We start from the raw sequence: 19,738 nt of genomic DNA on the forward strand, positions 1-19,738 counted from the left end.
TACGGGCCAAGTTTCTCTCGTTTTCATTGGCAGTCTCGCGTGCGAGGCGACAGGTCAGAACGGAGCTCGCCCCGGCTACTGCCCCGAAAGACAGCGACGTCCCCCGGAACTGGGGACCCAATCGTTGCCAAAATGGGTTTTTCCGCCACCTACTACCTTATACATCACTGACGCCTTTCATCCGTATGGCAAAAAATGGAAAATCCCCCGAAACGGATGTCACAGGGCACCCGAACCACCCGCAGGTCGATCAATCAGATCGAGTCCTCCCTCGAAATCTCAGGCAAACTGGGGCCCCTGACATCGAGATGCTCGTCTCGACGCGGATCCGCAAGTCCCCGTTTTTCGATAAGTCGTTCAACGAAGAGGGGGCCTGGCAAGCGACAACGTACAACCGAATGTATCATCCGCGAGCATTCGTGGACCCCGAGGACGGCGGAACGTCTGCGGAACACGAGGCGCTGGTACATACAGTCACGCTCTGGGACGTCGCGGTCCAGCGCCAAATTCGCGTGAAAGGCCCGGAAGCTGAGGCCCTCGTGGATTACGTCGTCACGCGTGACGCCACCGAAATCGAGCCGATGAAGGGAAAATACGTCATCGTCTGTACCGAGGACGGCGGGATCCTCAATGACCCCGTGCTGCTCCGAGTCGAAGAAGACGAGTTCTGGTTTTCCATCCCGGATTCGGACCTCATGCAATGGATCCAGGGGGTGAATGTCGGGATGGACTTCGACGCAGAGATCGACGAGATCGACGTCGCGCCGATGCAGATCCAGGGCCCACGGTCCGAGGCGGTTCTCGTCGACCTTGTGGGAGAAAAAGTCAAGGAGATGCCGTATTACGGCCTGCTAGAGGCTAGGATCAACGGCAGCGACATCCTGGTAAGCCAGACTGGGTTCTCGGGCGAGAAAGGCTTCGAGATTTATGTGAAAGACGCCTCGAAAAACGCCGAGCACGTGTGGGACCCGGTATTGGCGAGCGTCAAAGAGCACGGGGGCATGCAAATCGCGGTAGGCCACCAGCGCCGGATCGCCGCGGGGATCCTCTCGTGGGGCCAGGACATGGACCACGAAACCTCCCCATTTCAGGTCAACCTCGGGTATCACGTCCCGGAGGACAAGGACGGCGACTACGTCGGGAAGGCGGAACTTGAACGCCAGAAGGAGCTGATCGAAAACGGCGAGTACCCGTTCACTCAAAAGATGGTCGGGCTGAAGATGGCCGGCGAGCCCATCACGGACTATGCACCGGACTTCTGGCTCGTTTCCGATCCCGAGACGGGCCAGGAAGTCGGCTACGTCACCTCCCCGTGGTGGAACTCCGAACTGGAGACGAACATCGCGCTGGCCCACGTTCCGGCGGCAACGCTCGAGGAGCTAGACGTTCCCCTCGACGATCAGATCTACGAGGAAGATTGGGATGTCGAGTTTGCCGTCCATCTCCCCGACGAATACGCCGAGGAGCCGGGCGAGCCCGTCTATGCGACGGTCTCTGAGGTCCCCTTCCAACCCTCTGTCAATCCGAGCGCCCGAGAGCAGGCAAAGCTAAACGCGAGAACTGACGCGAACGACGAGTAACAAATCTCATCGAGCTGATTCGTCCGGTTCGGCCACCCTGGCCCGCTCGTACTGCACGAGAAAGACACCGAGGAGTACGGCGCCACCGCCGATAATAGAGAGAGTCGACAGTGACTCACCGAGGAGGATCACACCCAAGATCACCGTGAAAACAGGTTCGAGTGTGCTCACAACGCTCGTCCGACTCGCCCCGATGTCAGTCACCGCGGCGAAAAACGTGAGGATCGGAATAGCTGTTGCGAACACGGCGATCCCCACCGCGACACCCCACTGTTCCGGGGTGGCGGGAACCTGTGTCGATCCGGTGAGCAGCCCGTGAGCGAGAAACGTCAGACCGGCCGCCGGAATGACGTGGGCCGTCAACACCATGGCCGAGACCCGCTCAAGGATGGTGCCGCTCAATGTGATATAGCCCGAATAGACGACCGCTGCCAGAAGAACCGTTACAATTCCAATGAAATCGACGTGGGCCGGTTGCCCAGTCACCACCAGCCCCACCCCGAAGATGGCGAGCGTGACGGCAGCGACGATAAGCTTCGTGATCGGTTCGTCCAGGAAGACCGCGGCCAGCAACACCACGATTGCCGGATAGACGTACAGTAAGATCCCGCCCAGTCCCGCCCCGACGATATTGACGCCGGAGAGAAAGAGAAAGCTCATCGCAGCGTAGCCACCAGCCCCAAGGAAGACGGCAATTCCCAAATCGCGGCCTGTGAGCCGCTGGAATCGGCCATGGTAAACCAGCGGGGCCCAGACGAGTGGAGTCGCCAACCCGAACCGAAAGGCAAGCAGCGAGGGGAGAGACATCCCCACCAAATCTGCGAACCGGCCGAAAATGGCCAGCGTACTGAACCCTAACGCGGAAATCAGCGCGAGAAGTACCCCACGGGTCGCCGGTTGCATCAATTCGGAATGCCCGGGGGACCGTGAAACGGTTTTCCATTGTGTTATGACATCCCCAGTCGGTCCCGCCGTGAGCACAACCTTTCCGTATCTGCATCGGTAAGACGAAATAATGACCGAGGATCCGGACGCTAAATTGCAGGATCGAATCGAGTCCTGGCTTTCGATCCAGATGCCACGGATTCAGGCCCATGGCGGGACGAGCGCAGTCCGGGACGTCGACACCGAGACGGGAACAGTCGTCGTGGAACTCGGCGGTGCCTGTTCAGGGTGTGGCATTAGCCAGACGACAGAACAAACACTCGAGGAGGAACTCACGAGTCAGTTCGAGGCGATCACGACGGTCACGGTCCAGTACCACGGTGACGAAGGCTGGGCCAGCGACCAGCCGGAAAACTACATGGGCATCGACCGAAATCAGGGTGGGCGTGGGGGCCACGGAAAGAGTCGGCCGACGACCGATTTCTTCTGAACAGCGGTAGATTAGGACCGCAAGACATCGGCGACCTTTTGGGCGACCCCAGTCGCTCGGTCGGCGACAACCTCCGGCACGTGGCCAGCATCGATCGCTGCGCCCAGTTCGTCCTGATCGACGATGTTGACGGTGCCATCAGGGCGTTTGATCACGTCAATGTAAAGGTCCATATACCGGATCTCCGTGGGGAAGACCTCCACTGGAGTTGCGATGTTGACATACGTTCCCTTCGGCGTTCCTGATTCCCCCCGGTACACGGTCGGATACCACCACCGCCCCTCAGCGAAGCGGGTCGTGGCCGTGTCGCCTGGCTCGCGGCGCGTTCCAATTGCATCGTAACGACCCGAACTGGACAGCTCTCTTGTTACGGTGATACGCTGTTTCGAGACGGTTCGGTCCGTCACCGTGCCGCGTCCAAGAGCGAACTCCTCACCCGTCGGCTTGCTATGGACGATTCGAACGGAATCATCGACCGTCGGTCCGAAGGATTCAGTCGCGGCCCCAAACGGGAACGAATCGATTTCTGAACCCAACGCCTCCACGAGATCGACGGCTGTCCCTGCGTCCTCGCTGCCAGCTTTGAGTCGGTGGTGTCCTGGAATCGTCTGGGTGACGGCCGCTCGTTGCTCGTCCAGGGCAAACCGTGACTCCCGACCGAACCGAACCCAGTTCGTTTCCAGTGGTTGTGCAAGCAGCGCATCGGTCGCATCATCCGCCGTCCCGGCTTCGGCTGAACCCGCTGCAGATCCGTCGGTCTCAAGTGCGTTCTCGATCTCTGTGGCCTGTTCCACGACCCGGGCGAGCGCCGCTTCAAGTGTTGCCATATCCACCTCGGTGGCGGCTGCGTTCCATTCGACACCCCACCGGTCCGGAATCGACACGGAGAGCAGATCCGTCGTGCGAGCGAGTTCGTGGCCCGCGTCCCCAGCAGGCGTGTCCGCAACTGTCGCCTCGACGCCGCGACGAAGCGACGCTATCCCACCCAGGACCCGAATCGCCGTCTCGAGATGAGGGCGCGACTCAATCCACGGCGGGACAGGGTCCCGAACTTGTACGCGAATCGTCTCACCCTCCGACAGATCGCCATCCGCGTTTCGATCGGGGAGATAGGCCTCCGTTCCTGCAATGTCCACAATCATGCCCCGGCCATCAGTTCGATCGACCCGGCCGTCGAAAATCGCCCCCTGGGGCGTCGGGTCGGTCCAAGCGAACGTGTCAATGTCGATATCCGTAACGCGATCAGTGATAGTAGCTGTTGCCACAGGTTCACCCGTGATCGAGAGGCCCAACCGATCCGCAGTCATCCCGATGCGAACGGCTGGATCGCCCGTCGGAAACTCGGCCTCGAACCGGTCCGAAATCGGTGGGGACGGATCGACCACGCGTGGTCCATCCGCCGACTGAAGCCACTCCGTCAGCGCGGTCGCGTAGATCCCTCGAATCCGGACGGGTGGGCCGTCCTCGCCGTCTGCCATAGGCCACGTTGGACGCCGGGGGATTTCACTCCCCGGTTCCGCCGTGCCGAAAGGGGTGAATTTGGCGGAAGCATCTTGGCAACGCCCCCTGAACTACCGAGCATGAATCGCGGGGACCAGGACCCGATTCAGTGGGCAAGCGACGACGATCGAGACCTCCAGGAAATCGCGACCTGGGAGCCACGAACGGTAGTCGACCGACTGGCAACGGTGGTCTACGGCGCGCTTTTGGCCGGAAGCCGAGCCGTTATCATCGGGCTTGCACTCGCGATCGCTATTGGACAGTTCGCTATCACGGCCGTCGTGACCCTTGAAGATCCGATACTGGCAGTCTACATCGCCCTCTCTGTCGTTCCCGCGCTCATACTCGTCGTGGTTCTCTGGCGGACCGACGTGGTCCGGTACGAACCGATCGAGACCATCGCAATGACTTTCCTCCTCGGCCTTCTCTTCGCGGGATTCGCCGCAGTCTTCAACTCAATGCTCCGGGAGTTGTTCGTCGGCTTGGGTGCACTCGGCCTGATCCTCTATTTCTTCCTGGTCGTCGGCCCGATCGAGGAGTCGGTCAAACTGTTGGCTGTTCGGCTTCACGCTTACCGCGCTTCGCATTTCGACGCGGTCATCGATGGCGTCATCTATGGGGCCGTCGCGGGACTGGGCTTTGCCGCTATCGAGAACATGCTGTACATCACCCAACAGTACATGGAGGTGGCCGGAACTGACGTCGGTGGCGTCCTGGTCCCGACCGCCCAGACGGCCGCAGTGAGAAGTTTCGCAGGGCCGGGCCACGTGATTTATTCTGCTTTTGCCGGATACTACCTCGGGCTGGCGAAATTCAATTCAGACAACCGCGGGCCGATCATCATCAAGGGGTTGCTCGTGGCCGCGGCCATCCACGCCACGTACAATTCGCTCGTATCGAATCTCGATGTGGTCGCTGGGTTCGTCCCCTACCTCAGCGGGCTCCCGCCAGCGATTGCCTTTATGGTGTTCGTGATTATCTTTGACGGGTTCTTCTTCGCCGTGTTATACGCGAAAATCAGTCGGTACCGGGACACGTTCGAAGCCGTGGATGGGGCTCGGTTCTACGAATCGAAGGACTGACTCAGATGTCGAGGCGGCCACGCTCATTGTTTGAGCGCCACACCGTCTCCACGCGCTCCCAAAGAACGATGACCGAGGGGAGGACCAAGATTGCTGACAAATAGGCGTATAATACCCCGAGAGCAAGGAGCAGGCCGAACTCGGCAATCACCGGAATCAGTGCGAGATACAACACACCGAGCCCACTCACGGTCGTCAGCATGCTCCCAGTCATCGCGCCGCCGGTCCCGTGGACGGCTTCGGACAGCGCATCGGAGACGGTCTTTCCGGCCGAGACCTCGTCGACGTACCGGTGCATGAAGTGCACGGTATAGTCCACTCCGAGACCGATCGTAACCCCAAGAAGTGGGGCGTTGACCGGCGAAAGGGCGATGCCGAAAAACCGCATCGAGGCCACGAGCATTGCGACCGTAAGCAAGATCGGCACCAGATTGATGATGCCGTAAACGGCTCGCCCCTCCAGTCGCCAGTACGCGAGCAATAACACGATCAGCACCAATACGAAGGCAACAACCAGGCTATTGACTGCCGAGGTGGTAATCCGGTCGTTGACCGACTCCGAAATGATGTAATCGCCCGTCGCGGTCGCATCCAATCGCATGTTCGACGCGATCCGCTCGGCGCCCGTCACCACCTCCTCGTTCGACGCGTCGACGGCCGGGCTGAACTGGATCCGGGTCGATCCGCGGTCCCTGGTCAGATAATTGGTGGCCTCGCCCCCGGCCGATGATTCAAACAAGGCGTCATACACCTGATCGACTTCGCGGTCGGGGACCCCATTGCCAGTCTCGTCGTAGCGATCGATAACATCGGCAAAGGCCCGGTCAAGCACGGCCTGGGTTTGGATAACGTCGAGGACGTTCTCGGCGTCACCCCGGCGACGGTCGGTCGATTCGAAGGCGTCAGGCGGGTTCGAGGTTGCTCGATCGATATCCCGGAGGGCGAAATCCGAGCGAACATCCCGATCATCGACATAGATCGTCACCGTCTGAACGAAGGGTATCTCGAAATCCTCCTCGAGATAGTTCCGTGCCGGCACGAAGTTGTACTGCCCAGGCGCCAGCGGTCCTGGTAACTGGTTGAACGTCTCGATCCGTTCCTCGTTCGGGAAGAAGACCTCCTCGCTAAACTCGACGTCGACCCCCGATCCGTACGCTGCACCACCGGCTCCAAGCACCAATGCGGAGACCAGAACGATAACGGGAGCGACCATGGCGAGTTTCGTCCCGAGAGCGAGGCCCCGACCGATCAGCGATCCCTCCCGACCGATCGGTTTGGAGCCAAAACCGGGGAACCAGGAATCCTGCCGAAGTCGGTCGATTCCGACTTTCGCTGCCGGGAGGAAGACGCCAAAGAGCACGAAGGTAAAGATGATCCCGACACCCGCCACGATACCGAAATCCCGGATTCCCGCGAGGGGGCTCGTCAGGTTGGCCGCGAAACTGAACATCGTCGTGAGCGTCACGATCACGAAGGCCGTCCCGAGTTGATTTCCCGTCTCATCCATGGCCGCCCCGATACCCAAATCACCCGCTCGTTCCTCGCGATACCGGTTGATAGTGTGAATGCCGAAGTCGATTCCGACTGCCAGCAACAGTGGGAACACCGTGAAAATCGAATCCGAGTACGGAATACCCACATATCCCATGAAGCCGAACGTCCAGATCAGGACCATCGCCAGAGCGACCAGCCCGATCACCAGGTCGATGGGATCACGATAGGCGACGATGAGGAACAGCAAGATGAGAACGATCGCTGCCGGAAAGACCACCGCCGAGGAGTCACCGAGGAGTTGTCCGACTTCCTCGTCAAACACGCCGTTCGCGAACATCACGACGTTCTCCCCGACAGTATATGCATCCAATTGATCGACCGCGTCGAGAGTGTCGAACTGCACGTTGGCGGCTTGCTCCGTGCTCGCCTCTGGGGGGAGGTCGTAGGTGATTCCCACCTGGGCCACGTCAGCAGACGCCGATTCGGGCGTGAATCCGACGTCAACCATAAGCCGGTCACCTGTCGCCTCGATCGCCGAGGTGAGTTGCTGGTCAGTGGCACCCTCGAGGACCCGGTACTGGGCCTCGGGGGGCATGGCAGTCGGGTCGAGATGCATCGCGATCACCGACCCAGGTGACGTACTCGAGGCAATCCGAAGTCGGGTGGACGATTCGAGATGCTCCTGGGCCGCGACCATCGAAAGCAGGCTCTGTCTGGAGAGGACGTTCCGCTTCGGATCGAGAAATAGTTGCCCGGTGACACCCCCATCCGCCCGACTGCTCCGTTCAAAGTCCTCCTGCATCGCCTCGTATTCGTCGTATTCCGGCACGTCCTCCTGGAACTGCCCAGCTCCGGTTTGGGTATCCTCAAACGCTGTCGGTGCTGCCGGGAGCATAATAGCCGTTGCGACGACGAAGGCCAGGACGACAAGCCACGGCCGGTCGATGATGAAATGGTCCGCGAGCGCGACCACTGGATTTTGGTCTTGGTCGTCTTCGCCCTCCTCGGATGCCGGGTCAGTACCGATCGACGGTTTGGGGCCGTTCATCGCTTAGTAACGCCACCAGAGTACCACGCCCACAATGAGAGCGAGCACAACCGCACCACCGATCAGCAGGGTTTGCGTGCCGACACCCTCCTCAGTTTCGGGTTCCGCTACATCCACCGGGACCTGAAACGTATCGGAGACATCGGTCGAGCCATCAGGTGTCTCGTATTCGAAGTCCAGTTCGATCGGGTAGGTGACCGGTCTGGCATCGCTTGTGGCCTCGATTTCGAAGGTCACCTCCGCCGACTCGTTCGGTGCCAATTCGGGGATGAAGGCTTCATCCCCTGGCGCTTCGAGCGGACTTTCAGTGTACACAAGCGAGTCGATGTTTTGCACCGTGACGCTGCGCTGGTTGGTCACCTGCAGAACGACCGTCGACGATTCGCCGGCGGTCAAGGCCGTCTCGACCCCGTCGACAGTAAAGGCGTCCCGGTAGGGATCGATTTCGACACGAGCGGAAAGGGCCGAACTCGTGCGGATGACATCGTTGTCCTGATACTCGACTGTGAACTGTAACTGCCGGGGACCGGCATCCGCATCACCGCTCACATCAGTCGGATACTCGAACGCCATGCGCTCACCCGACCCGATCGATGGAAGCGCATAGCGTGTATCTTCCACATAGAGCGAATCGGTTCGGGGCTCGACGACGAGGACTGCATCATCCACTCGTTTCGGGCCCTCGTTGACGAGTTCTCCCGAGATTGTGCCATCGAAACCCACGCGAAGCGTATCAGAGACGGACTCGACAGCAAAAGATTGGGAGTCCCCCACCGGCAACGAGCCGGTGATCTGGAGGGGGGTTGCCTGGTGACCCAACTCGTTCCGGAACTTGAAGGTCGCCTGGAGCGGTTTCTCCCCGGTTGTTACCGATTCTCCCACGGACGCCTCGACGGTGAACGACCGGGTTTCGTTCGGCGCCATTTCGCCCAGGAAGGTGCTCGCGGTTCCGTCACCGATCCGTACCGAATCACTGCCCTGGAGCGTGACCGCTGCCCCAACGGCGGTCTCGGAACCCACGTTCGTCACCGCAACTGTCGTCGTTTCGGTACTGCCCGGTTGAATGCTCGTCTCGATGGGTTCAATGGAGAAGTACGGCTGGTTCGGGACTCGAACCGTGGCTCGAACGGTCGTGGACTTTTGCTCGTCGTCGTGTTCGTAATCAAGTTCGATCGGAAGCTGGTATGTCCCCGGATCGATTTGCTCGGGCGTGACGATGGTAAACGTCACAGGAGTCGGGTCACCATCTGAAAGCGGGCCGACAAACTGCGTTCCGGATCGCACTTCAAATGGCAAATCGCCCTCGGAAAGGGTCGCTCGAACGTTGTAGACGGTTTCGACCTCGTCATCCACGTCCTCAGCGTCGTTTTCAAGATGGATGGTCACTGATTGCGTGTCGCCAGGGTTTACGGTGGGCTCAGTAACGGTCGTGACAAATCGTGGGTCCTCAGCCGCGCCAGCCGGGGCGACTGGCACGAACAGTACGCCAAAAACGACGACGAGAACGATGAGAGTGTGGTGATTCATCGGGATCCGGTTGTGTTAAAATGACGGATGGACGGAGGGATTATAAAGAATTGTATTATAGTACTACTTCGCTGGTTCCGTGACAGTCATGTACCACTAAAGCGAACACAGGACTGAACAAATTGCTATGGATGACTCAGATGCGGTCGCGGCGTTGAAACGACTCGGCCTCTCGAATTACGAGGCACAGGTCTTCGTCGCGCTCCAAGAACTTGGACGGGCCACCGCAAAAACCGTGAACGAGCAGTCGTCGGTCCCACGATCGCAAGTCTACGGTGCAGCCGAGGCACTCGCTGACCGTGGCCTCGTCGAAGTGATCGAGTCCTCACCAAAAGCGTACCGGCCAGTCGGGCTCGAGGCCGCACGCGAACAGCTTCGGTCCCGTCTCGAACGCGAGCAAGAGCGGGCCTTCGAGCACCTCGAAATGTTGCGCAAGTCAACGCCTACTCGAGATGATTCGAACGAGGCGATCTCGACGGTCCGGGGTCGGGCACCGATTACCGATCGGACGACCGATTTGATCGAAACCGCGGACCACATCATCGCGATGGCTGCTCCGGCGAATACAGCGCTGTCCGAATCGATCGTTCAAGCCCTGCGCGATCGGGGGCACAAAGGTGTGACAGTTCGGGTGATGACCGCCGAGCCGTCGATTGCCGACACGTTCGCCGACGATCCGATCGAGGTCTACGTGATGGACGAGGACAACCCGGCCGATTTCGCGGGACGAGGCGTGATGGTCGACGGGTCCACCGTCTTACTGGCCGTCGAACCGACCGATGAAAACGATTCAGAGCAGGCCCTCTGGACGGCCGGAACGACACTCGGGCATATCCTTGCCCAGTTCATGAAATCCGGGATGCAGTCGGGAATAGAGGGGCAGGAGCCACCCGGCTGAGTTACTCCCCGATCTCGGCGAGCCGTTCGACGTACTTCGCGATCACGTCCACTTCGACGTTGACCCGGTCACCGACCACATACTCGCCAAAGCGAGTCTCATCGTAGGTCGTCGGGATGATGGCGATGTCGAAGGTCCTGGCCTCATCGTCCAAGTCTGCGACGGTCAGGCTCACGCCGTCGATACTCACTGAGCCTTTTTCCGCAATGTACTGTTCATAGCCCTCGGGCTGGGCGACGGTAAACGTCCAATCCTCCCCAACCTGCTCGATGGCTTCGACGGTGGTCGTCGTGTCGACGTGCCCCTGAACGATGTGTCCGTCAAAGCTCCCATCGGCTGGCAGCGGTCTTTCGAGATTCATCCGGTCCCCAACCGCGACCGCGTCGAGTGTCGTTTTATCTAGGGTTTCGCTCGCGGTAAACAGCGTAAACCAATCGGCACCGTACTCCTCGACCGTGAGACAAACGCCATTGACGGCGATGCTTTCGCCCTTTTCGAAGGACCCGAAATCGGTCGTCTCGACCCGAATGCGGCGACCGTCTTCGTTCGTGGTGACGTCCGTGACCGTCCCAGTCGCTGCAACGATCCCTGTGAACATACGAAAATATGAAATTGTCAGAACCAAAGCCCTGTCCTTTCTCGATGAAATCGCTACTGGGTCAACGTGACCGTCGAGGCTTCCTGCATCGCGTCCTCGAGGGTCTCTTCGGTTGGTTGGCCGTGAAGGAGGACGTCTATCGGAAGTGTCGGAGCCCCGCCGATGAGGTTCTGCAGCATCACCAAGCGGTTTCGCGCCCGGCTCATCCCGACGTAAAAGACCCGTCGCTCGTTATCAGTGAGGTATGGAACCGTTCCACCTCGGTTCGGGAACTCCAACCCTTCAGGCAAGTCATCGCCCACACTCGCGGCCATCTGCTCGACGACCTTCTCCGTGAGGTCCGTCGCCACGTAGACGTGATCTGCCTCGCGTCCCTTAGCGCTGTGAATAGTCCCCACCCGAACGCGGTTCGGATCAGCGCCGAGGTAGTCCCCCTGGAAGTAGGCATCAATTGACTGGCGCTGTAATCGCGTGACCTTCCGAAGCATGTCAGCGGCAGCCGGCGGTTGGGGCATGAACGGGGCGTATTCGCTGACGAATCCGGGTTCGATGTCGAGGGTTTTGATGTCCTCAACCCCGGCCTCCTCCTCGCGCTCGTCGAGCGCATCTCGCATCTCGTTCCGATCACTCGTGCCAAAGGCCGAATCTTGCAGCATATCCACGAGTCGTCTGGCCTGTAACCCATCAATAGGATCGTCTTCGTTCAGGGCTTCGACGGCCCGGACGTAATCGGACAGTCGATCAGTCCAGAGGCGCTGGTCCGTCAGCGCCTTGAACGGGATGCCCTCGTCAATGAACTCTTCGACGAACTCGAAGAGTTGGTACCGGGCCCGAAACAGAACCATCACAGTCTCGTCCTCGGTGGAGTCGACGGCCCCTCTGACGTTTCGGACTAAATCCAACACCGAGGGACTCTCGATAGCCTCGACGGAGCCGCCTTCTGTGCGAGGGAGCAGGTTCTTCTCCTGGCGCTCCGAGATATGTTCGACTTCCTGTTGGACAACCTCCAGCACGTTCGAGGGGAGGCGGTGGGAGGTGTCGAGAATGACGTCCTCGCCCTCTTCTTCGAGGAGGAGTTTCGGGTCCGCGCCTTGCCAGGCGTAGACGACCTGGTCGTCGTCGCCGGCGATGAACACCGTCTCCATGTGGGGTTTCCACTCGTCATAGACCGCATACTGGAGTTGGGTAATGTCCTGAAATTCGTCGATGACCAGATGGTCCACGTTCGGAAGGAGGGATCGGTCTGACACGCGTTCGAGCATGTCGGCAAAGCCGACCTTCCCCTCAGATCCCTTGTAGGAACGCCAACCTCGTATCGCTTCGGGAATATCGATCCGGTCATCGTCAGTCGGCCATGTCGGCGTGTACTTGTTCCCGACCTGGGCGGTGGAATCGATGTCCGGCGGCAGGCGAACTTCGTCCTCGTTCCACTGAAACGGGATGTCGTACCAGTCAGCGACCTCACGCTGAGTGCGCTGGAGCCACTGACTCGTCGCGATGATCTTGTTCCCAAGCGTTGTCGATCGGGCCGTCCGACGCGAGCCCGAGGAATACTCGTCCTCGTAGGGGAGGCCGTAGTCCTCACAGAACTCCTCCTTCTCGGATTCGCCCACGACGTCCCCACGGGACAGGTTGAGAAGGTCGTAGGCTTTCGCGTGCATCGTCGAGACGTTTCCACGGAGGGCCCTGGGGTTCTCGTCCAGTCGTTCGGCCAGTCGTTCCCGAACTTCGGCGGCGGCCGCTCGGGTGTACGAAACCACGAGAATATCCCGCATTGTTACATCGTCTCGCTCGAGCAGGTCTTCCACCCGGTCAAGGAGTGCCGTCGTCTTACCGCTCCCGGGGCCACCGAAGAGACGGGTGACCACCGGTTCCGTATGACTCATCACACAATAACACGGCCGAGAGCCCTATAAGTGTCCTGACTTCAATCGTTATGACCGCCGCGTCGAACGAGCCTCGCGCACCTCCGCCCCGTCCCGTATCTTGTCCTCACAGTTCGGACAGACACGTGGTTGGGCCACTTCGTCGGGAGTAAATACCCGCACATACGCCTCGGTTACGAAGGATCCACAGTTTTGGCACTGGGGCATGTGTTCATGGAAGTATTGTGAATCTCTTGACTTAGATGTGCCGACTATTTGACCGGTTTTCGAAGCGAACCAACCCGATCGGCGCTCTCAAGCACCACTCTGTTTGGTTCTCCAAAACGGACTGGCTGGTCACTCGAGATTTCGACCGACGGAAACGAAGAACGGAGTTCGCGTCAACCGCCAGGCTGGTTACGGCGACCAACCACAAACCGAACACTCTGTCGCCGATACGTCGTGAAGGCCCCCACACTTCGGGCACTGCTTCTTGTTATAGCTCTGGTCCCAGGTTGCCGTTTCGTGACCGCGAGATTCTAGGAACTGGTCAATGAGACTGTCGTCGGGAGCCGCTGCCTTCGACATACAAGGTGTGTTAAGGTCTACCATCCACTTAACTGTACCGGGCCTCGGACAAAAATGCCGGTAGCAGGCCAAACAAGGGGTTTTTCAGTCGGTTCATGAATTGCGATGTTCGCGTCGAAAACCGGCCGATTCTTCGATTCTCTGCCGAACAGAGCCCTGAAAGTCAGACCTCGATGCCGTACAGGTCCCCGAACTTCCCGTCCACATACTCGATGAACGGATCGACGGTGAATGCACGACCGGTCGCCTGTTCAATGAGCGCGCCAGTCCGGTAGTGTCGCCCGTGACGATGAATCGCTGTTTCGAGCCACTCCGCCAAGGGTTCCGACTCACCGCTCGCAATCGACGCCCCCATGTCAGGTATATCGGCCGTGGCCGCGCCGTGAAGTTGGGCCGCGAGGACACTCCCTAGTGAGTAGGTGGGGAAATACCCGAAGTTGCCATGGCTCCAATGAATGTCCTGCAAAGCACCTTCTGACGGCTGCTCGGGGCGAACGCCGAGATAGTGCTCCATCTTTTCGTTCCAGACCGCCGGCACGTCCGCGACGTCGAGTTCGCCAGCGATCAGGTCCCGCTCGATCTCGAAGCGCAACACGATGTGAAGATGATAGGTAAGTTCGTCGGCCTCGACACGGATCAGCGAGTCCGGCTCGACGCGATTGACGGCTCGGTACAGCGTCTCCCCTTCATCAGGATCGATAGCCTGAACCCGGTCCGCCACCCGCTCGGCAAAATGCTGCCAGAACGAACGTGATCGGCCGACGTGGTTCTCCCAGAGCCGTGACTGAGATTCGTGGACGGTCAACCCACGGTCTTGACCGAGTGGAGAGCCGTAGGCATCATCCGGCAGTCCCAGTGTGTACCGTGCGTGCCCGAACTCGTGAATCGTGCTCAGCAACGAACTGAGCGGCTCAGCTTCGTCGAACCGGGTCGTAACCCGGGCGTCAAACTGCGTCCCTGTCGAGAATGGGTGGGGCGCGGTGTCGAGTCGTCCCCGATCCCAGTCATACCCCAACACGTCGAGCGCATCCCTGGCGAGAGCTTCCTGTGTGGCCGCATCGACTGGCTCTGTAAAGGGATCAGGAAGTGTCACATCGCTTTCCCGTATGGCCTCGATACGGGGGACGAGAGCCTCACGCAGCCGCGTCAGAATTTGTTCGGCGGTCTCCAGACCAAGATACGGTTCGTACTCCTCGAAAAGCACCGCGTACGGGTCCCGGTCTGGATCTATCTGGGCGGCGTACTCGCGAGCCAGCTCGACCTGCCGTTCCAAAACGGGTTCGAAAATCGAAAAATCCTCTTCACTGCGCGCTTCTTGCCAGACGTCCAGTGCTTCCGAACTCGTCTCTGACCGGGCTTCGACGAGATCGCGAGGAACAGCCGCTTGTCTGGTTTGCACCCGTCGGATTTCACGAACTTCAGCTGCTCGCTCCTCGGACAGGTTCTCGCGTTCCAGCGTCTCCAACCAGTCCTCGAGCTGTGGATCGGTCAACAGGTCGTGTTCGAGTGTGGACAACGTCGATCGTTGTTTGGTTCGGGCCGGTGTTCCAGCAGGTGGCATCATGACCTGCTGATCCCAGCCAAGAACCTCCCCAGCATCCTGGAGTGCAACGACCTGCCCGTACTGCTCACAGAGATCCTCGTAGGCCGCACTCCCTGGTTCGTCCATGGGCTACAAACACGCGGCGATCATATCAAAAACCGGGGTTGGACATCCTTTTCAACGCGCCGCCGATATCGGCTAGTATGGAAATCGTCCCGGATACGAGCGTGATTATCGACGGACGGGTCTCCGAGCGGGTTCGCTCTGGGGAGTACGCCGGGGCAACGATCGTCGTCCCGGAGGCAGTCGTCGGAGAACTTGAGAGCCAAGCCAACAGCGGCCGTGATACAGGCTGGGAAGGCCTCAGGGAGCTCGAAACACTGGTCGAACTCGCGGACGAGGAAACGATCGACGTGGAGTACGTGGGTGACCGAGCCGCGGAGTCAGACATCAAACGGGCCGGGGCGGGTGCCATCGACGCGATCATCCGGGATGTTGCCCAGGATCGGGATGGGAAGTTGTTCACCTCCGACCTGGTTCAGGCCGAGGTAGCCAAGGCCAAAGGTATCGACGCTGAGTACGTCGAGCCCAAGGGACGAGACACCGACGCTCTCGCAATCGAGTCGTTGTTCACAGACGAAACGATGTCAGTCCACCTCAAGGCAGGGGCCAAACCGATGGCCAAACGAGGCGACATCGGTGACATGCATTACGAGGTCATCCGAGAGGAGGAGGCGACCGAAACGGAACTCAAGGAGTGGAGCCACGACGTCGAAGAGACCGCCCGAGCCAGTCCCGAGGGGTTCATCGAAATCGACGAGATCGGGATGAAGATCGTCCAATACCGCGATTACCGGATCGCTCTGGCCCGACCCCCCTTTGCGGACGGCTGGGAAATCACAGCAGTCCGACCGATCGTGAAAACCGCACTGGAGGAGTATGAACACTCCGAGGAACTCAAATCCCGCCTGCTCGAAAAACAGCGAGGAATGCTGGTGGCTGGTGCCCCGGGAGCCGGAAAGTCGACGTTCGCCCAGGCGATCGCTGAGTTTTTGGTCGATAATGACAACGCCGTTAAGACCATGGAACGGCCCCGTGACCTCCAGGTCGGGCCGGAGATTACCCAATATACGGCCCTGGACGGCGACATGGCCGCGACCGCGGACTCGTTGTTAATGGTCCGACCGGATTACACGATCTATGACGAAGTACGAAAGACCGAGGATTTCGAGGTCTTTGCCGACATGCGACTGGCGGGCGTTGGCATGGTCGGGGTCGTTCACGCCACCCGGGCCATCGATGCGCTCCAGCGACTGGTTGGGCGCGTGGAACTCGGGATGATCCCGCAAGTCGTGGACACCGTCGTGTTCATCGAGGCCGGTGCTATCGAAACGGTTTATGACGTAACGACGGAGGTCAAAGTACCCGAAGGGTTGATGGAACAGGATCTCGCCCGGCCCGTCATTATGATCCGTGACTTCGAAACCGGCACCCCGGCCTACGAGATCTACACCTTCAATCGGCAGGTCGTCACGGTCCCCCTTGACGGCTCGGAAAGCGTGGACTCAGGCGTCGATCAACTCGCCGAGGCCGAGATCAAACGAGAAGTCAGGTCGGCCGCGAAGGGAGCAGTCGAGGTCGACGTTCAGGGCCCGAACACGGCGATTGTCTACGTCGACTCCGAGGATATTTCGCATGTTATCGGGCGAAACGGGGAGCGCATCAGGCAGATCGAGGATCAGTTGGGGATCGACATCGACGTCCGAACCCTGGAGGACCGTCCCCAAAACGAACAGTCCCAATCGGAGACCCAAGAACAGGGTGAGATCGTCACTCCCGAAATTACGACCCAGCATATCATCGTGCCGGTCGAAGAGGAACGGGCCGGGGAAACCGTCGAAGTGCAAGCAAACGGGGAGTATCTCTTCACGGCCACAGTCGGCCGAGGCGGGGAAGTTCAGGTCTCGCGTGGCAGCGCTATCGCGGAGGAATTGGAGCGAGCGATCGATCGCGAATCGATGATTACAATCCGATAAGCCTCAGGCCGCTTCCACGCCTGGCTCCTCCGCCGTCTCTTCGGCTGGGGTCTGGAGACGGTAGAGGCTCTGTCTGGCGTCTTGGAAGTACACCTGTTCCTTGAGGATTTCACACTCGTCAAGCCGATCAAGGGCATATCGGACCGTCCGAGCCGAGAGCATCGACTCCTCAACGATGCGTTTCTGGGTGAGCGGACCGTCGTGTTCCAGGACTTTGTAAATGAGCTTGGCACTTGGGGGCATGTCGTCGAGGCAGCTTGGTGGTGACATACTAAACCGAACCCGCCTTTTGAGGGTAAGTAACAGGGGCAATCAGTTGGGTATCAAGCGGGAACGAACGGCTTTTGGGCCGCCACACCGAGAACACAGACATGGCAACCGAGACGGACAGTGGTTTGACCGGGCACGTCAGGTCTGTCGCGATCACGTCAGTGACCGCGCTGGGCGGCGTGGTCGCAGGCGTGGCGTCAGCACGGATCACCGTCAGCGCCACGGACCAACTCGGCCTGGCGATTATGGTCGGGATGCTGTTGGTCAATCTCGCGATCTTGCGAGCGATCGGCATCGACATCTCCGACTTTGGGGCGAAAGATCACCTGTTCAACGCGTTCATGACGTTCTCGCTTTGGTATGTAACCTGGGGGGTACTGCTGACCACCGGCGTCACCTTGTAAAATGGCCGACGATAGTATCGCTACCGTCGATCTCGAGCGATGTCAGCCCGACCGGTGCAACTACGAGTGCATCAATTACTGTCCCCCGAACCGCACCGGAAAGGATTGTATCATCCCGCGGGAGGATCGCTACGACGAGGACGAACCGTTCGACGGCGCTCTCGATCAGGTCTGGATCTCCGAGGAGATCTGTCTGGGTGAGACCTGTGGCATCTGCGTGCAGAAGTGTCCCTTCGATGCGATCGAGATCATCAACCTCCCACAGGAACTCTCCGATGAACCGACCCACCGATACGGCGAAAACGCCTTCGCACTCTATGGCCTGCCGATGCCCGAATCAGGGACGGTAACCGGCCTCCTCGGTCCTAACGGGATCGGAAAGTCGACCGCCGTGAAGGCACTGGCCGGGGAGATTACCCCGAATTTGGGCCGCACAACTGACCCACCGGACTGGGACGCCGTCATCGACGAGTATCGCGGGACTGCACTCCAGGATTATCTCGTTGCTGTGCGGGATGGCGAGCTTTCGGTTTCCCGCAAACCCCAGTATATCGACCGTATCCCGGAGCAGTTCGAGGGAACAACCCGAGACCTCCTCGCGACGACGGACGAACGGGATGCCCTCGAATCGATGGCCAAACGGCTCTCCATCGAACCGGTGCTCGACCAGCCGATCGGGGACATCTCTGGGGGTGAACTCCAGCGGGTGGCAATCGCCGCGGCACTGCTTCGGGACGCGGATTTCTACTTCCTCGACGAGATCACGCCCTATCTCGACATCACACAGCGTATCGCGGTGGCCCGACTGGTTCGGGAACTGGCTGAGGAGGAGGGCCGGGCCGTTCTCGTGGTCGAACACGATCTGGCCGTCCTCGACCTGCTGGGTGATAATCTTCATGTAGCGTACGGCGAACCCGCCGTCTTCGGGGTGGTGACACCGCCCAAACCCGTCCGAAACGGGATCAACGAATATCTGGAGGGCTATTTGGAGAACGAGAACATGCGAATCCGGCCGGAGGCCATCGAATTCGAGTCCCACGCGCCTCGTCCGGTGACGAACGCGGACGTGCTCGTGGAGTACCCCGAGATCGAGAAGTCCTACGGCGACGGGGAGTTCTCACTCCAAGTCGAAGGTGGTGCGGTCCACCAGAACGAGGTCTTAGGAATCCTCGGCCCGAACGGCATCGGAAAATCGACCTTTGCCAAGTTGCTAGCCGGACAGCTCGAACCCGATGGCGGGCACGTGGATCTCGGTCTCGAAATCGCGTACAAACCCCAGTACGTCGAGGCCGAGCAAGCCCTCCCGGTCGAAACGTTCCTCCGGGACATCTCGAAGGACGTCGGCACCTCCTACTGGCAGACCGAGATCGGCGAGCCACTCAAACTCGGTGACATCATGGACCAGTTGCTCACGGACCTCTCGGGCGGGGAGCGCCAGCGGGTCGCCATCGCGGCCACGCTCTCGAGAGATGCTGATCTCTACCTGCTCGATGAGCCATCAGCCCACCTCGATGTAGAACAGCGGGTGCTCGCGACACGAGCGATCCGTCGTTACGCCGAGAACCACGAAACGACGGTCATGGTCATCGACCACGACATCTACGTGATCGACCTGCTGGCCGATCGGCTCCTGGTCTTCGACGGCGAACCCGCGGTCAAGGGTCACGCCAGTCCCGCGATGAGCATGCGGGACGGGATGAACGAGTTCCTCCAGAACCTCGGCGTAACCTTCCGTCGTGACGAACGGATGGGACGTCCCCGGATCAACAAACCAGGCAGTCAGCTCGACCGGCAACAGCGCCGGGACGGCGAATACTACTACACACAGTGAATCACCTCGGGGTCATGTGGTTCGAAAGGCCTTCGGCCTTTCGTCATCACGGAAATCTTTGATTGCCGTACGACCCCGGGGTATTCGCCTTGGCCGCTG

Annotated in this window: 17 protein-coding genes; 7 read left to right on the top strand and 10 right to left on the bottom strand. The window is 59.8% G+C overall.

Annotated features, from left to right (window positions below):
* Positions 1-185: 185 nt before the first annotated feature.
* Positions 186-1,580 carry an aminomethyl transferase family protein gene (locus V5A26_RS01920; RefSeq protein WP_332320357.1) on the top strand — a complete coding sequence of 465 codons (1,395 nt, stop codon included), beginning with the start codon at positions 186-188 and terminating at the stop codon, positions 1,578-1,580.
* Positions 1,581-1,586: 6 nt separating this feature from the next.
* On the opposite strand, the gene V5A26_RS01925 is transcribed toward V5A26_RS01920, so the two are convergent.
* Entirely contained in the window at positions 1,587-2,483 is an 897-nt protein-coding gene (locus V5A26_RS01925) for a DMT family transporter (RefSeq protein ID WP_332320358.1), read from the bottom strand.
* A 112-nt stretch (positions 2,484-2,595) separates the two neighbouring features.
* Here V5A26_RS01925 and V5A26_RS01930 point away from each other — a divergent pair, with 112 nt between their 5' ends.
* Entirely contained in the window at positions 2,596-2,955 is a 360-nt protein-coding gene (locus tag V5A26_RS01930; protein ID WP_332320359.1) for a NifU family protein, read from the top strand.
* 11 nt (positions 2,956-2,966) lie between these two features.
* Here the strand turns inward: V5A26_RS01930 and V5A26_RS01935 are convergent, their stop codons facing one another.
* Positions 2,967-4,433, bottom strand: a complete 1,467-nt coding sequence (locus V5A26_RS01935; protein ID WP_332322185.1) for a DUF402 domain-containing protein — start codon at positions 4,431-4,433, stop codon at positions 2,967-2,969.
* A gap of 102 nt (positions 4,434-4,535) precedes the next feature.
* Here V5A26_RS01935 and V5A26_RS01940 point away from each other — a divergent pair, with 102 nt between their 5' ends.
* Positions 4,536-5,537, top strand: a complete 1,002-nt coding sequence (locus V5A26_RS01940) for a PrsW family intramembrane metalloprotease (RefSeq protein ID WP_332320361.1) — start codon at positions 4,536-4,538, stop codon at positions 5,535-5,537.
* 1 nt (position 5,538) lies between these two features.
* Here V5A26_RS01940 and V5A26_RS01945 read toward each other — a convergent pair whose 3' ends face one another.
* Positions 5,539-8,079: an efflux RND transporter permease subunit gene (locus V5A26_RS01945; protein ID WP_332322186.1), complete on the bottom strand. Its 2,541-nt coding sequence runs from the start codon at positions 8,077-8,079 to the stop codon at positions 5,539-5,541.
* Between the two features lie 3 nt (positions 8,080-8,082).
* Positions 8,083-9,606 carry a COG1361 S-layer family protein gene (locus V5A26_RS01950; RefSeq protein ID WP_332322187.1) on the bottom strand — a complete coding sequence of 508 codons (1,524 nt, stop codon included), beginning with the start codon at positions 9,604-9,606 and terminating at the stop codon, positions 8,083-8,085.
* Positions 9,607-9,733: 127 nt separating this feature from the next.
* Between V5A26_RS01950 and V5A26_RS01955 the strand changes: the two genes are divergently transcribed.
* Positions 9,734-10,504, top strand: coding sequence for a TrmB family transcriptional regulator (locus tag V5A26_RS01955; RefSeq protein WP_332320364.1), 771 nt, complete (start codon positions 9,734-9,736; stop codon positions 10,502-10,504).
* A 1-nt stretch (position 10,505) separates the two neighbouring features.
* Here V5A26_RS01955 and V5A26_RS01960 read toward each other — a convergent pair whose 3' ends face one another.
* From V5A26_RS01960 to V5A26_RS01975, 5 genes are all read right to left on the bottom strand, one after another.
* Positions 10,506-11,102 carry a riboflavin synthase gene (locus V5A26_RS01960; protein WP_332320365.1) on the bottom strand — a complete coding sequence of 199 codons (597 nt, stop codon included), beginning with the start codon at positions 11,100-11,102 and terminating at the stop codon, positions 10,506-10,508.
* Between the two features lie 53 nt (positions 11,103-11,155).
* Entirely contained in the window at positions 11,156-12,988 is a 1,833-nt protein-coding gene (locus tag V5A26_RS01965) for an ATP-dependent helicase (RefSeq protein ID WP_332320366.1), read from the bottom strand.
* A gap of 48 nt (positions 12,989-13,036) precedes the next feature.
* Complete coding sequence (locus V5A26_RS11405; protein ID WP_442908731.1) at positions 13,037-13,195, bottom strand: DUF7563 family protein; 159 nt, start codon at positions 13,193-13,195, stop codon at positions 13,037-13,039.
* Between the two features lie 189 nt (positions 13,196-13,384).
* The gene (locus V5A26_RS01970; protein ID WP_332320367.1) at positions 13,385-13,555 is read right to left on the bottom strand and encodes an HVO_0416 family zinc finger protein; all 171 of its coding nucleotides are present in this window, start codon (positions 13,553-13,555) and stop codon (positions 13,385-13,387) included.
* A 163-nt stretch (positions 13,556-13,718) separates the two neighbouring features.
* On the bottom strand, positions 13,719-15,224 hold the full coding sequence (locus V5A26_RS01975) for a carboxypeptidase M32 (RefSeq protein ID WP_332320368.1): 1,506 nt from the start codon (positions 15,222-15,224) through the stop codon (positions 13,719-13,721).
* Positions 15,225-15,301: 77 nt separating this feature from the next.
* On the opposite strand from V5A26_RS01975, the gene V5A26_RS01980 reads away from it, so the two are divergent.
* Positions 15,302-17,134, top strand: coding sequence for a PINc/VapC family ATPase (locus tag V5A26_RS01980; protein ID WP_332322188.1), 1,833 nt, complete (start codon positions 15,302-15,304; stop codon positions 17,132-17,134).
* 3 nt (positions 17,135-17,137) lie between these two features.
* Here V5A26_RS01980 and V5A26_RS01985 read toward each other — a convergent pair whose 3' ends face one another.
* Complete coding sequence (locus V5A26_RS01985; protein ID WP_332322189.1) at positions 17,138-17,404, bottom strand: helix-turn-helix domain-containing protein; 267 nt, start codon at positions 17,402-17,404, stop codon at positions 17,138-17,140.
* Between the two features lie 101 nt (positions 17,405-17,505).
* Here V5A26_RS01985 and V5A26_RS01990 point away from each other — a divergent pair, with 101 nt between their 5' ends.
* Together V5A26_RS01990 and V5A26_RS01995 are read left to right on the top strand one after the other, a co-directional pair.
* On the top strand, positions 17,506-17,808 hold the full coding sequence (locus V5A26_RS01990) for an EMC6-like membrane protein (protein WP_332320371.1): 303 nt from the start codon (positions 17,506-17,508) through the stop codon (positions 17,806-17,808).
* Between the two features lies 1 nt (position 17,809).
* Positions 17,810-19,639 carry a ribosome biogenesis/translation initiation ATPase RLI gene (locus V5A26_RS01995; RefSeq protein WP_332322190.1) on the top strand — a complete coding sequence of 610 codons (1,830 nt, stop codon included), beginning with the start codon at positions 17,810-17,812 and terminating at the stop codon, positions 19,637-19,639.
* Positions 19,640-19,738 lie beyond the last annotated feature (99 nt).

This window comes from Halodesulfurarchaeum sp., from assembly GCF_036626455.1.
Taxonomy (GTDB): domain Archaea; phylum Halobacteriota; class Halobacteria; order Halobacteriales; family Halobacteriaceae; genus Halodesulfurarchaeum.

What these genes read in the sequence shown, in the direction of transcription:
- V5A26_RS11405 (WP_442908731.1), bottom strand. Translation starts at nt 13,195, where the DNA reads ATGCCCCAGTGCCAAAACTGTGGATCCTTCGTAACCGAGGCGTATGTG.
- V5A26_RS01980 (WP_332322188.1), top strand. Translation starts at nt 15,302, where the DNA reads ATGGAAATCGTCCCGGATACGAGCGTGATTATCGACGGACGGGTCTCC.
- V5A26_RS01990 (WP_332320371.1), top strand. Translation starts at nt 17,506, where the DNA reads ATGGCAACCGAGACGGACAGTGGTTTGACCGGGCACGTCAGGTCTGTC.
- V5A26_RS01925 (WP_332320358.1), bottom strand. Translation starts at nt 2,483, where the DNA reads ATGCAACCGGCGACCCGTGGGGTACTTCTCGCGCTGATTTCCGCGTTA.
- V5A26_RS01940 (WP_332320361.1), top strand. Translation starts at nt 4,536, where the DNA reads ATGAATCGCGGGGACCAGGACCCGATTCAGTGGGCAAGCGACGACGAT.
- V5A26_RS01955 (WP_332320364.1), top strand. Translation starts at nt 9,734, where the DNA reads ATGGATGACTCAGATGCGGTCGCGGCGTTGAAACGACTCGGCCTCTCG.
- V5A26_RS01970 (WP_332320367.1), bottom strand. Translation starts at nt 13,555, where the DNA reads ATGTCGAAGGCAGCGGCTCCCGACGACAGTCTCATTGACCAGTTCCTA.
- V5A26_RS01995 (WP_332322190.1), top strand. Translation starts at nt 17,810, where the DNA reads ATGGCCGACGATAGTATCGCTACCGTCGATCTCGAGCGATGTCAGCCC.
- V5A26_RS01985 (WP_332322189.1), bottom strand. Translation starts at nt 17,404, where the DNA reads ATGTCACCACCAAGCTGCCTCGACGACATGCCCCCAAGTGCCAAGCTC.
- V5A26_RS01975 (WP_332320368.1), bottom strand. Translation starts at nt 15,224, where the DNA reads ATGGACGAACCAGGGAGTGCGGCCTACGAGGATCTCTGTGAGCAGTAC.
- V5A26_RS01920 (WP_332320357.1), top strand. Translation starts at nt 186, where the DNA reads ATGGCAAAAAATGGAAAATCCCCCGAAACGGATGTCACAGGGCACCCG.
- V5A26_RS01945 (WP_332322186.1), bottom strand. Translation starts at nt 8,079, where the DNA reads ATGAACGGCCCCAAACCGTCGATCGGTACTGACCCGGCATCCGAGGAG.
- V5A26_RS01960 (WP_332320365.1), bottom strand. Translation starts at nt 11,102, where the DNA reads ATGTTCACAGGGATCGTTGCAGCGACTGGGACGGTCACGGACGTCACC.
- V5A26_RS01965 (WP_332320366.1), bottom strand. Translation starts at nt 12,988, where the DNA reads ATGAGTCATACGGAACCGGTGGTCACCCGTCTCTTCGGTGGCCCCGGG.
- V5A26_RS01930 (WP_332320359.1), top strand. Translation starts at nt 2,596, where the DNA reads ATGACCGAGGATCCGGACGCTAAATTGCAGGATCGAATCGAGTCCTGG.
- V5A26_RS01935 (WP_332322185.1), bottom strand. Translation starts at nt 4,433, where the DNA reads ATGGCAGACGGCGAGGACGGCCCACCCGTCCGGATTCGAGGGATCTAC.
- V5A26_RS01950 (WP_332322187.1), bottom strand. Translation starts at nt 9,606, where the DNA reads ATGAATCACCACACTCTCATCGTTCTCGTCGTCGTTTTTGGCGTACTG.